The 13,130-nt window shown below is 67.5% G+C and carries 9 protein-coding genes; 7 read left to right on the forward strand and 2 right to left on the reverse strand.

Annotation, left to right across the window (positions count from 1 at the left end):
- Window positions 1-662: 662 nt before the first annotated feature.
- The 7 genes from KHN93_RS04140 (at window position 663) to KHN93_RS04170 (ending at window position 10,987) form a co-directional block, all read left to right on the forward strand.
- Window positions 663-755: a potassium-transporting ATPase subunit F gene (locus KHN93_RS04140; RefSeq protein ID WP_006452907.1), complete on the forward strand. Its 93-nt coding sequence runs from the start codon at window positions 663-665 to the stop codon at window positions 753-755.
- Between the two features lie 15 nt (window positions 756-770).
- Window positions 771-2,582 (forward strand): potassium-transporting ATPase subunit KdpA, encoded by a 1,812-nt coding sequence (gene kdpA, locus KHN93_RS04145; RefSeq protein ID WP_212579178.1) that lies wholly within the window; start codon window positions 771-773, stop codon window positions 2,580-2,582.
- Window positions 2,583-2,593: 11 nt separating this feature from the next.
- Entirely contained in the window at window positions 2,594-4,642 is a 2,049-nt protein-coding gene (gene kdpB, locus KHN93_RS04150) for a potassium-transporting ATPase subunit KdpB (RefSeq protein WP_184353370.1), read from the forward strand.
- A 3-nt stretch (window positions 4,643-4,645) separates the two neighbouring features.
- The gene (gene kdpC, locus KHN93_RS04155; RefSeq protein WP_212579179.1) at window positions 4,646-5,299 is read left to right on the forward strand and encodes a potassium-transporting ATPase subunit KdpC; all 654 of its coding nucleotides are present in this window, start codon (window positions 4,646-4,648) and stop codon (window positions 5,297-5,299) included.
- 61 nt (window positions 5,300-5,360) lie between these two features.
- Window positions 5,361-8,021, forward strand: coding sequence for a sensor histidine kinase (locus tag KHN93_RS04160; protein ID WP_039523533.1), 2,661 nt, complete (start codon window positions 5,361-5,363; stop codon window positions 8,019-8,021).
- Window positions 8,011-8,727 (forward strand): response regulator, encoded by a 717-nt coding sequence (locus KHN93_RS04165; RefSeq protein ID WP_016903095.1) that lies wholly within the window; start codon window positions 8,011-8,013, stop codon window positions 8,725-8,727. The genes KHN93_RS04160 and KHN93_RS04165 overlap by 11 nt, the downstream gene beginning before the upstream one ends.
- Window positions 8,728-9,016: 289 nt before the next feature.
- The gene (locus KHN93_RS04170) at window positions 9,017-10,987 is read left to right on the forward strand and encodes an alpha/beta hydrolase family protein (protein ID WP_212579180.1); all 1,971 of its coding nucleotides are present in this window, start codon (window positions 9,017-9,019) and stop codon (window positions 10,985-10,987) included.
- Window positions 10,988-11,190: 203 nt separating this feature from the next.
- On the opposite strand, the gene KHN93_RS04175 is transcribed toward KHN93_RS04170, so the two are convergent.
- Window positions 11,191-12,579 carry an FAD-binding oxidoreductase gene (locus KHN93_RS04175; protein ID WP_184353373.1) on the reverse strand — a complete coding sequence of 463 codons (1,389 nt, stop codon included), beginning with the start codon at window positions 12,577-12,579 and terminating at the stop codon, window positions 11,191-11,193.
- Window positions 12,576-13,115, reverse strand: a complete 540-nt coding sequence (locus tag KHN93_RS04180; RefSeq protein WP_104560688.1) for a metal-dependent hydrolase — start codon at window positions 13,113-13,115, stop codon at window positions 12,576-12,578. Before KHN93_RS04180 ends, KHN93_RS04175 begins: the two co-directional genes overlap by 4 nt.
- Window positions 13,116-13,130 lie beyond the last annotated feature (15 nt).

Here is a 13,130-nt window from a genome sequence, read left to right on the forward strand (position 1 = left end):
TGCCGCGTAAGGTCCCGCGACGGTGAGCGGGCAAGGACCAGTCCAGATGGTCGGTGCGCACGGGTAAGCAGGGCGTGGCATGCAGTGTTTGCAGCATGGCCAATCAGTTGCCAAGACGAGCCGAGCAATCAGCAGGCTTTCGATAAAGCAACCTCAGCAAATCCTGGTGCGGTGCCCTTGCCGGTTCCGGGACCCTTGGCGGCATGGATGCCGCCAAGGAGCCTCCATGGACGGATTCACGGCGTGTCCCGGAAGTGGTGAGGGCACCGCGCCCTCGACCAACGAGGCTCTGCTCCAACCTCATAACGCCCTGACTCAAAACCTGGTCGTCCTGAGTTGGGACTGGAGGCCGAAGTTGCCCGGAAACGACTGCATAGCGTGGAGACGTGCCTGCAGACCGTCGCCACACAGCATTTATGCGGAATTTACGCGGGGGCTGTCGCAGGTCCATAGCGACTTTACGCAGCCCGGGAAGACACTGCGCAGGTTGGCGGAGCGGTTCCGCCGTGGACGATCCCGATGCATCCCTTGACCTGTCTGCTCCATCGCCGCTACGCGCGCGGTGCCGCAGCGCTTTGCCTTGTCGGCCTGCAGACGCTGCATGCGCCGTCGCATCTCGCATCCATCGCGCCGCATTGCGCGCGTCTCGGGGAGTAGCCGACATGCCTGCCTGGTTGTCCCTGTTGTGCGGCGTGGCCGTACTCGTTGCCGCCGCGTACCTGTTGTACGTGGTCCTGCGCCCCGAAGACTTCTGATGCGAGTGCGCTCCAATGATTGAAACTCTCCTTGTCTACGCGCTGGCCATCGTGCTGGCCTGGCCCCTGGGCCGCTACCTGGCAGCGGTGATGCGCGGCGCCCCGATGCGTGGCGACGCACTGTTCGGCTGGATCGAACGGCCGTTGTATGCGTTGCTCGGCACCCGCCCGCAGCAGGGCATGTCGTGGCGTGGGTATGCGGTGGCGTTCCTGCTCAGCAACCTGGTTGTCGGCCTGCTCACCTGGGCAGTGTTCATGACCCAGGGGTGGCTGCCGTTCAACCCGGACGCCATCCCGAACATGCGCTGGGACACCGCGCTGCACACCATGGTGTCGTTCGTCACCAACACCAATCAGCAGCACTACTCGGGCCAGGCGCAGTTGTCGTATCTGGCGCAGATGACCGGCATCGTCGGCCTGCAGGTGGTGACGCCGATGATGGGCCTGGCATTGGCGGTGGCAACCTTGCGCGCATTGTTCGGTGGGCGGGCGGTCGCAACTGTGTTCGATGCCTCGCCGGCATTCAATGCGACGGCCAGCGCCAAGCCACGGGTGGCTAAGCTGGAGGAGCCGGAGGTCATGCCGCGCCCGGGGCGGCAGCAGTCGGCTACCGGATTGGAGGCATTGCCGGAGGCAGACGTCGGCAATTACTGGGCGGATGTGATCCGCGCCAGCGTGCGTGTGTTGCTGCCGCTGTGCCTGCTGTGGACCGTGCTGCTCGGCTGGCAGGGCGTGCCCTCCACGCTGCAGGGTGCGGCCACCGCCGCACCGCTGGACAGCAGCGCCGGCATGTCCAAGCAGACCATTCCGGTCGGGCCGGTTGCGGCGATGGTCGCGGTCAAGCAGCTCGGCACCAACGGTGGCGGCTGGTACGGCCCCAACAGTTCGGTGGCGCTGGAAAATCCCACGCCGCTGAGCAACCTGCTGGAGACGTTGGCGCTGGTGCTGTTGCCGATGAGCGTGGTGTTCATGGTCGGCTATCTGACCGGGCGCAAGCGCCTCACCGCGCTGGTGTTCGGCACCATGCTGACGATGTCGGTCGCATCCACCGCGCTGTTGCTGTGGTCCGAAGCGTATTCGGCCAGCGCCGGCTCGGCTGCCTTGATGGAAGGCAAGGAGGTGCGTGTCGGCGCAGATGCGTCTGCGTTGTGGGCGGCCTTGACCACGCAGACCTCCAACGGCTCGGTCAATGCGATGCACGATTCGCTGGCGCCGTTGAGCGGTCTGGTCACGCTGGTGGACATGCTGATCAACGCGATCTGGGGCGGCATCGGCTGCGGCCTGCAGCAGTTCGTGGTGTATCTGCTGCTGAGCGTGTTCCTGGCCGGTTTGATGACCGGGCGCACGCCGGAGTTGTTCGGCCGCAAGATCGAAGCGCGCGAGGTGCAGTTGCTTGCGCTGCTGATCCTGCTGCAGCCGTTGGTGGTGCTGGGCTTCACCGCAGTGGCGCTGGCGGTGCCGGCATTTACCGCCAATTCCAATCCCGGCTTTCACGGCATCAGCCAGGTGTTCTACGAGTACACCTCGGCCTTTGCCAACAACGGCTCGGGTTTCGAAGGCCTGGGCGATGCGACGTACTGGTGGAACCTGAGTTGCTCGGCGGTGCTGGCATTGGGCCGCTATCCCGCGCTGATCCTGCCGCTGATGGTGGCCGCGCGCATGGCAGTGAAGCGGCGCGCGCCGGAATCGGCCGGCAGCCTGCAGGTCGAAACGCCAACCTTCGCGCTGACCCTGATGGCGATCGTGCTGGTGCTCACCGTGCTGCAGTTCATGCCGGCACTGGTGCTGGGTCCTATCGCTGAACACCTCGCCCTGGCGGCGTCCTGAGAGTTTGAGCAATGTCTACGATCGATACGACTGAAAAACGCGCGCGCGGTGACGCGGCGTTGTTCGACGCCACCGTGCTGGTGGCGGCAATGCGCGCGGCCTTCCTCAAGTTGGCGCCGCGGCATCTGCTGCGCAGCCCGGTGATGGCGGTGGTGATGGGTGGCACGCTGCTGGCGGCGGTGATCACCGCCAGCGGGTATGGCAATGCCGGATTCGGCTGGGCGGTGACGGCGATCCTGTTCGTCACCGTACTGTTCGGCAATTTCGCCGAGGCCATCGCCGAAGCGCGCGGGCGTGGGCAGGCCGCATCGCTGCGCCGTGCACGCAAGGATCTGGTCGCCCGCCGGGTGGAAACCGCACTTGGCGGCCGCGAGACCCGCGTGCCGGCGGCGGAGCTGCGCCCGGGCGACTACGTGATGGTGTCCGAAGGCGAATTCGTCCCGGCCGATGGCGAGATCGTGCGCGGCGTTGCAACCATCAACGAAGCGGCGGTCACCGGCGAATCGGCACCGGTACTGCGCGAGGCCGGCACCGATCGCAGTGGCGTGATCGGCGGAACGCGCGTGCTCTCCGACGAGATCGTGTTCAAGGTCACCGCCGAGCCGGGGCATAGTTTCCTGGACCGCATGATCGCCTTGGTGGAAGGCGCCAACCGGCAGAAGACGCCGAACGAAATTGCGCTGACCTTGTTGCTGGCGGCGATGACACTGACCTTCCTGATCGTGGTGGCCTCGCTGCCGGCGATTGCGGGTTTTGTCGGCGTCACGCTGGATCCGCTGTTGCTGATCGCGCTGCTGGTGTGCCTGATCCCGACCACCATCGGCGGGCTGTTGCCGGCGATCGGCATTGCCGGCATGAACCGCGCGCTGTCTGCCAATGTGCTGGCCAAATCCGGCAAGGCGGTGGAAGTGGCCGGCGACGTGGACGTGCTGTTGCTCGACAAGACCGGCACCATCACCTACGGCGACCGGCAGGCCACCGCGTTCCATCCGCTGGCCGGCATCGACCGTACGCAGCTGCGCGATGCGGCAATGCTGGCCTCGCTGGCCGACCCGACACCGGAAGGCAAGTCCATCGTGAAGCTGGCACGCCAGCAGGGCGCGGTGGCGGTCGAGCCGGAGGGCGCGCATTTCATCGGCTTCACCGCGCAGACCCGCATGTCCGGCGTGGATCTGGCCGGGCGCAGCATCCGCAAGGGTGCCGGCGATGCGATCGTGGCCTATGTGCAGGCGCAGGGCGCCACGGTGTCGCCGGAGTTGAACGGCCGCATCGAAGAAGTCGCGCGTGGCGGCGCCACCCCGCTGGTGGTGGCCGAAGGCCGGCATGTGCTGGGCGTGGTCGAGCTGAGCGATGTGGTCAAGCAAGGCATCAAGGAAAAGTTTGCGCAGCTGCGTGCGATGGGCATCAAGACGGTGATGATCACCGGCGACAACCCGCTTACGGCCGCCGCGATTGCCGCCGAAGCCGGCGTGGACGACTACATCGCCCAGGCGCGCCCGGAAGACAAGCTGGCGCGCATCCGCGCCGAGCAGGCCGGCGGGCGGCTGGTGGCAATGGTCGGCGACGGCACCAACGATGCGCCGGCGCTTGCCCAGGCCGACGTGGGCCTGGCGATGAACTCCGGCACGCAGGCGGCCAAGGAGGCCGGCAACATGGTCGATCTGGATTCGGATCCGGCCAAACTGCTGGCAGTGGTCGAAGTGGGCAAGCAGCAGCTGATCACGCGCGGTGCGTTGACCACGTTCTCGCTGGCCAACGATGTGTCCAAGTACTTCGCGATCCTGCCGGCGCTGTTTGCCGCGGCGATTCCGTCGATGGCCGCGCTCAACGTGATGCAGTTGTCCAACCCGCGGCATGCGGTGCTGGCGGCGTTGATCTTCAATGCGCTGATCATCCCGGCATTGATTCCGCTGGCGTTGCGCGGCGTGCGCTTTCGCCCGTTCAGCGCCACGGCCCTGCTGCGCCGGAACATGCTGATGTACGGCGTGGGTGGCGTGTTGCTGCCGTTTGCTGCCATCAAGTTGATCGACCTGGCGCTTGTCGCCACTTTGGGGAACTGAGTCATGACGATTTCTTCGAAAACCGGTCCGTCCACGGCGCAGCCGTTGCGTGACGACGGCGCCCTGCGCGGGGCGGTGATGCTGGCGTTGTTCATCCTGCTGGGCCTGGGCCTGAGCTATTCGCTGGTCGCCACCGGCATCACCGGCGCGCTGTTCCCCGAGCAGGCGCATGGCTCGTTGCTGCGCGACGACGCGCGTGTGGTTGGCTCGGCCCTGATGGCGCAGCCGTTTGCCAATGCGCGCTATTTCCAGCCACGCCCCTCGGCGGCCAAGTACGACCCGACCGCTGCGGCCGGCAGTAATCAGGCGCGTTCCAATCCCGACCTGCAAACCCGCATCGCCGCCACGCGCGCCGAGGTGGCTGCACGCGACGGCATCGCACCGGAGGCGGTCCCCGCCGAGCTGATCACCCAGTCCGGCAGTGGCCTGGATCCACACCTGAGCCCGGCCGGCGCCCAGGTCCAGGTACGCCGCGTCGCCGCCGCGCGCGGCTGGCCGGAACAGCGCGTGGCCGCGCTGGTAAGGGCCGCCACCGAACAGCCACAGTTCGGCCTGCTCGGGCAGCCGCGGGTGAATGTGCTGGCACTGAATTTGGCGCTGGATCGCGCGGGGAATGGGGAGTCGGGAATCGGGAATGGGCTAAAGCAACAGCACTAGAGCTGTCAGCTCGCGGTAGGCTGCACCAATCCCCAATCCCGCTTCCCTAATCCCGGCCTCCATGATTGACGCCCGCACCCAACAAGCCGACGCGCTGATCGGCGAACTGCAGCGCGAACATGGCGGGCGCCTGACCGTGTTTCTGGGCGCAGCGCCCGGAGTTGGCAAGACCTACGCCATGCTGTCGCGGGCGCGCGAGCGCCTGCGCCAGGGCATGGACGTGGTGGCCGGGGTGGTGGAAACCCATGGCCGCAGCGAAACCGCGGCACTGCTGGATGGCCTGCCGCTGCTGCCGCGCACCCGCATCAACTACCAGGGCCGGGAGCTGGAAGAACTCGACCTGGACGCGTTGCTGGCGCGCAAGCCGAAGCTGGCGCTGATCGACGAGCTGGCCCATCGCAACGTGCCGGGCAGCCGGCACGAGCGGCGCTGGCAGGACATCGTGGAACTGCTCGATGCCGGCATCGATGTCTACACCACGGTCAACATCCAGCACCTGGAAAGCCTCAACGACATCGTGCTGCGCATCACCGGCGTGCGCGTGTCCGAAACCGTGCCCGATGCGGTGTTCGACCGCCTGCGCGACATCGTGCTGGTGGACCTGCCACCGCGCGAACTGATCGAGCGCCTGCAGCAGGGCAAGGTGTATCTGCCCGAGCAGGCGACGCAGGCCTTGCAGGCGTTTTTCTCGCCCTCCAACCTCACCGCGCTGCGCGAGCTGGCGATGCAGACCGCGGCCGACCGTGTCGACAGCGATCTGCGCGACACCCAGGCCGCACGCGGTTTGCCGGGCACTGCCGCCTTGCGTCGCCGCGTGGTGGTGGCCATCGATGGGCGTGGCAGCTCGGATTATCTGGTGCGGGTGGCGCGGCGGTTGTCCGAACGACGCGATGCCCCGTGGACGGTGGTCACCGTGCAGACGCGCACCGTGGCCGACGCCGCCTGGCAGCTGGAGATCGACCGCGCCTTCGCACTGACACGCCGCCTGGGGGGCGATACCGCGCTGCTGCACGGCGCCAACGTCGCCGAGGCGTTGCTGGATTTCGCCGCGCAAAACGGCGTGTCCACGCTGGTGCTGGGGCGCACGCGCGAGCGCCCGCTGGCGCGCATGTTCAACCGCACGCTGACCCAGCAATTGCTGCAGCGTGGCGCGCATTACGAACTGGTCATCGTCAGCTCCGCCGATGCGCGCGCACGTGCGCGCCAGCGTTGGCGCAATCCGCGCCAGTGGCTGCAGCGTTACGACCTGGCGTTTGCGGCGATCGCGGCCGCTGCCGCGGTCGCGGTGGCATGGGTGATCCAGCGCTGGACCGACATCGACGACCTGTCGATGGTGTTCATCGTCGCGGTGGTGCTGGTGGCCTCGCGCACGCGCATGGCCGCCGCGGTGATCGCCGCGCTGCTGAGTTTTGTCGCCTACAACTTCTTCTTCATCGAACCGCGCTTCACCCTGCACATCAGCGCGCGCCAGGGCGTGGTGACGGTATGCCTGTTCCTGATCGCTGCCCTGGTCGCCGGCCGCCTGGCCTCGCGCCTGCGCAGCCAGGTGCTGGCCTTGCGCGCCGCCAATGCGCATGCCAATGCGCTGCAGACGCTGGCCCGCGAGCTCAGCACCGCCGCCGACCTGGGGCAGGTGCTGGAAGCCGGCCGTCGCGCGCTGGCCACGGCCCTGGATGCAGAGGCCTGGTTGCGTCTGGAGCAGCGCGAAAGCGATGCACCGGCCAGCTTCGGTGCACTCGATCGCAGCGCGGCGGACTGGACCCAGCGCCACGGTCAGCCGGCTGGCCGCTTCACCGATACGCTGGCCGGTGCGCAGTGGTGGTGCCTGCCGGTGCGGCACGAACGCGGCAGCCTGGGGGTGGCGGCGCTGCGCTTTCGTCAGAGCGTGCAGCGGCCCGGCCTGGAGGAGCGTCGGCTGGCCGAAGCGATGGTGGAGGACATCGGCCAGGCGGCGCTGCGCACGCGCCTGGTCGCCGATCTGGAAGGCGCGCGCGTCAGTGGCGAAACCGAGCGCCTGCGCTCGGCCTTGCTGTCCTCGGTCTCGCACGATCTGCGCTCGCCGTTGGCCTCGATGATCGGCTCGGCCAGCAGCCTGGCCAGCTACGGCGATGCAATGGACGCACAGGACCGCCACAGCCTGCTCGACACCATCCAGCTCGAAGGCGAGCGGCTGGATCGCTATATCCAGAACCTGCTCGACATGACCCGGCTCGGCCACACCGGGCTGACCTTGAAGCGCGACTGGATCGGCGTGGACGAGCTGATCGGCTCGGCCACGCGGCGGCTGCAGCGCTACCAGCCGGCGGTGCGCCTGCAACTGGATCTGGCCGCCGACCTGCCGGCGATCTGGGTGCACCCGGCACTGGTGGAACAAGCCATCTTCAACGTGCTGGAGAATGCGGCGAAATTTTCGCCAGCCGGTGTGGCCGTCACCGTGCAGGCACGGCTGCAGGCCGGCGCCCTGCAGATCGATATCGGCGACCAGGGCCCCGGCATTCCCGAGGACGAGCGCGCGCGCATTTTCGACATGTTCTACAGCGTGGAGCGTGGCGACCGCGGCCGTCACGGCACCGGGCTGGGCCTGACCATCTGCCAGGGCATGATCGGCGCGCATGGCGGCAGCGTGGAGGCGCTGGCCGGTGCCGATGGTCACGGCACCACGATCCGCATTACGCTGCCGTTGCTCGTTCCCGCCGCGCCACCTCGCCCCGATGCCGACTGACCCCACTGCCATCCCGCCTGCCCGTGTGCTGATCGTCGACGACGAGCCGCAGATCCGCCGCTTTCTCGACATCAGCCTGCGTGCGCAGGGCTACCGCGTGCTGCAGGCCGGCACCGCCGAAGAAGGCCTGGCCACGCTGGCCGGGCAGGGCGCCGAACTGGTGGTGCTGGACATCGGCCTGCCCGATCGCGACGGCCACGAGGTGCTGCGCGAGATCCGCCAGTGGTCGAACGTGCCGGTGATCATGCTCACCGTGCGTGCCGGCGAAACCGAAAAGGTCGCCGCGCTCGATGCCGGCGCCAACGACTACGTCACCAAGCCGTTCGGCGTGCAGGAACTGATGGCGCGCATCCGCGCGCTGCTGCGCCAGGCCGGCGCCGGCAGCACGGTGGAAGAGAGCGTGTTCGACGACGGCCGCCTGCACATCCACCTGGGCCTGCGCGAGGTCACCCTCGATGGCGAGGCGGTGCCGTTGAGCCGCAAGGAATACGCCTTGCTCGCGCTGCTGCTCAAGCACGCCGGCCGCGTAGTCACCCAGCCGCAACTGCTGCGCGAGGTGTGGGGCCCCACCCACGAGGAAGACACCCATTACCTGCGCATCCTGGTCGGCAAGCTGCGCCAGAAACTGCACGACGATGCCGCCGACCCGCACTACATCGTCACCGAGCCGGGCGTGGGTTTGCGCTTTATCGGGGTAACGCGCTGACCGGCGCAGCGCAGCTGTTTTGTGGCGACGGCGCGGACAGCTTGAGCGAGATCCGGTTGTCCCGAACAGTGCAAAGCCGGGTGAGCATTCGGTCGCGCGATGCAGGAGCCCGCAAGCACGTGGGTGCAATGCGGCGAGGGTCTCGCCCTGATGGGGATGCCCTGGAACGAGACCAGGCGCGGGCCAAGGACATGGTCTGGAACGCGTTGCAGGTGCTTTCACGCCGCCGCTAATGGCATGCCAACATGCGCGGCGCAGCATGCGTCGGCATTTGGAAGAGGTGGGTGACATGCGGTATCGGTTCGGTGTGCTGTGGCTGTTGTCGGCTTGGCTGTTGTTGAGCGGCTGCGCGTTTGCACAGACCGTGCCGACGCCTGCGCAGATCATGCAGCTGCGCAGCTTGGGCGACCCCCAGATCAGTCCGGATGGTCGCCGCATCGCCTACACCGTCGCCATCCCGCAGGCGCAAGGCAAGCTGCCGCTCAGCAAGATCTGGCAGATACCCGCACGCGGTACCGCTGTCGCGGTGTCGATGCCCTCAACCGATGAGGCCAACGACCAGCATCCACGCTGGTCTGCGGATGGCCGAAGGCTGCTCTTCCTGTCGACGCGGCCGTTGCCGGACGACGCCACCCGCGAGCAACTGGCGCCAGCTCAGGTCTGGCAACAGATGGGAGGGGCGGTACCGCAGCTGCTGACGCGTTCGGCTGGCGAGGTCAGTGAGTTCTCGCTGTCGCCCGATGCGCGCCAGATCGCGTACCTGGCGCTGGATCCGCCCACCGCGCAGGCAACGGCCGATGCGGACGCAAAGCGCGATGCCGTGCAGATCGAGCGGCCAACCCGGTTTTCACGGGTGTGGGTGCGTGATCTGCAGAGCGGCCAGACGCGTGTGCTGACACCGCCCGGCCTGCAGGTGCACGACCTCGCCTGGTCACCGGACGGCCGGCAACTGGCACTGCGCGTGTCCGACGGCACCACGCTCAACGACTACTGGTACGCATCGCGCGTGCAGCTGTTGTCGCCGCAGGACGGCGTGCTTGGTGCGGTGCTGGAGCCGCATGCCTCGGCATTGCCATTGCAATGGTCACCGGATGGCAGCCGGCTGCTGTACGGGCAACTTGGCGAGCACGGCATGGTGGCGCATCTGGTGGTGCAGCAGCTGCGCAGTCAGCGGCGTGTGGTGCTGGCACAGGACTGGCCCGGCACCTTGTGGCTGGCGCGTTGGCAAAACGACAGCAGCTTGATCGGCGAAGGGTTGCAAGGCGTACGTGGCGCCTTTCTGCGCATCGATGCCGACAGCGGGCGCTGGAAGCCGCTTGCCCGGCCGCAGATTCCGTACCAGGCATTCACCGTTGCGCGCAATGGCGATATCGCCTATCTCGGTCTGCGTGATGACCAGCCTGCCGAGGTCTGGACGTTACGCGCTGGTCAGCTCGCGCAGCGCAGTAACGCCAATCCACAGGTCGCCACCTGGGCGCATGGCCAGCTGCGCGAATTGAACTGGACTTCATCGCGCGATGGGCGATCGATCGCGGGCGTGTTGGTCACGCCGCCCGGCTGGAAGGCGGGAACGCCGTTGCCGACCTTGGTGCAGATCCACGGGGGACCGGGAGCTGCCTGGGCGTCCGGCTGGTTGGGGTCCTGGCATGACTGGGCGCAACTGCTGTCCACCCATGGTTACGCGGTGCTGTTACCCAACCCGCGCGGCTCCGAAGGGCAGGGTGCGGCGTTTACCGAGCTGGCGCGCCACGACTGGGGCGGTGCGGATTTTCAGGATGTGCTCGACGGCGTGGACCAACTCGAACGCGAAGGCGTGATCGATCCTGCGCGTCTGGCCATCGGCGGCTGGAGCTATGGCGGGTATCTGTCTGCATGGGCGGTGACGCAGTCATCGCGCTTCAGGACCGCCATCGTCGGTGCAGGCGTGGTCGATATCGGCGCCATGGCGTTGACCACCGATGTGCCCGATTACCTGCCAGGCTATTTCGGCGACCCGGTGCGCAACCGTGTCGAATACGACGCACACTCGCCGATACGCTACGCCGACAAGGTGCAGGTGCCGGTGCTGATCCTGCATGGGCAGGCCGACCGACGCGTACCGCCATCGCAAGGCGACATGTTGTACCGCGCGCTGAAACTGCAGGGCACAGCGGTCGAGCAGGTGACCTATCCGCGTGGCCCGCACTGGTTTTACGAAACCGAGCATGGCGTGGATGCGCAACAGCGCGTGCTGGATTGGCTGGATGCGCAGTTGCGTTGAGTTGCGGCGGTACTGATCCGCAGTTCATCGTTGCTGCGGGAGACACTCTCTCGACTTCGACTTCGACTTCGACTTCGACTTCGACTTCGACGCCGATGATCGTGCCATCGGCGCACTGCGCTCTCCGACCGCGGAAACGAGCCAGGCCAACGCAGCGTTCACCGGATCACGTTCGGCAATCCAGCTGCAACGCTGCAAGCGGGTCACTCAACGGGTGGCAACACCTTGCCCGGGTTGAGAATCCCGTCCGGATCCAGTGCGGCCTTGATCGCGCGCATCGCCGCCAGCGTTGGTGCGCTGAAGGCCTGGGCCATGAAATCGCGCTTGGCCACGCCGATGCCATGCTCGCCGGAGAGCGTGCCTTCCAGCGACAGCACCAGTGCGAACAGACGCGGCAATGCGGCATGCGCGCGCGTGTCCTCGTCGGCATCGGCCGGGTCGTACATGATGTTGACGTGCAGGTTGCCGTTGCCGGCATGGCCAAAGGCGACGATCGGCAACGCGAATTCGGCCGCAAGCGCTTCCACGCCGGCCACCAGTTCGGGGATGCGCGAGACCGGCACCACCACGTCCTCGTTAATCTTGCCCGGTTTGATCGTGCGCAATGCCGGCGACAGCGCACGCCGCGCGGCCCACAACCTGTCGCGCGCGCTGCCATCGGCGGCCACGTCCAGGCTCACCACGCCCTCGCCATCGGCGGCATCATGCAAGGCCTGCAATGCGTAGGGCAGGGTGTCGTGATCGCCATCGGCTTCGATCAGCAGCATCGCGCCGGCCTCGGGCACATCGCTGTCGTTGCGGCGCAGTAATGCGATTGCACTGGCATCCATGAATTCCAGCATCGTCGGCGTGGTCGGTTGCGCCATGATGCGCGACACCGCCGCCGCGGCGCTGGCCGCATCGCGATACAGCGCGCGCACGCCGGCTTGCGCGACCGCGCGCGGCGTCAGCTTCAAGGTCGCTTCGACGATGATCGCCAGGGTGCCTTCGCTGCCGACCAGCAGATGCGTCAGGTCGTAGCCGGTGGAATTTTTCGTGTACGCGCCGCCGCAGCGGATCACCTCGCCGGTGCCGGTCACAGCGACCAGGCCGAGCACGTTGTCGCGGGTGGCGCCGTATTTCACCGCGCGCGGGCCGCCGGCATTGGTGGCCAGGTTGCCGCCGACGCTGCAGATGTCCGCGCTGGACGGATCCGGCGGCCAGAACAGGCCATGCGGCTGCAAGGCCTGCTGCAATTGGCCGTTGAGCAGGCCCGGTTGCACGATGGCGCAGCGATCGGCCGGACGCAGCGCAAGGATGCGATCCATGCGTGCCATCGACACCACCACGCCGCCGGAAAACGGCACCGCCGCACCGGTGGTGCCGGTGCCGGCGCCGCGTGCCACGATCGGCACGCCATGCGCGCGGCAGGCCTGCACGATCGCCACCACATCCTCGGTATCGCCCGGCAAGGCGACGGCGGCGGGCAACGCCCAGCGGCGCGAATCGTCCTCGCCATAGCGGCGCCGCGCGTCGTCGCCGGTCAACCAGCCATCGGGGCCAAGCCGCGCGGCCAGCAACGCGGCCAGGGCAGTGGGAAGCACATCGGTCATGAAGTGTGATCCTGTGGTGCCGCGCGCTGGATGCATTTCCATCCCAGCACCGCGACGGTGAGCGGCAGCCAGACCCAGCGCAGCTCGGAGAGCAGCGTGGCAAGGCCGCGCGCATTGAAGAAACCGTTGGCGAAGGGCGACACGCGAATCGGCCGCCATGGCGCGAACCAGCGCGCCTCGCTCCATGGCCAGGTCAGGGCAACGCCAAGTCCGCCGGAGGTCATCGCATCCAGCAGCGGGTGCGATGCGGCGCAGACGAACAAGAACGCTGCTGCCTGCAGTGCGTCCGCACGCAACAGGCGATGCGCAGCACCACCCAGCAGCGCGATCAGCCCGGCGAACAACAACGAGTGGCTGGCACCGCGATGGCCGAACGCATCCGCATACGGAACATGCAACGCGAACGCCAGCACATCGGCATCGGGCAACATCGCCGCGACGATGCCGGCACCGAGTAGGCGCGGCGACAGGCGGCCGCGTTCACTGGCGCACCAGAGCGCCAGCGGCACCGCGGCATGGGTGATGATGGTGGGCATCGCGCGTGGGTCGTC

The organism is Xanthomonas arboricola pv. juglandis (genome assembly GCF_905367715.1).
Taxonomy (GTDB): domain Bacteria; phylum Pseudomonadota; class Gammaproteobacteria; order Xanthomonadales; family Xanthomonadaceae; genus Xanthomonas; species Xanthomonas arboricola.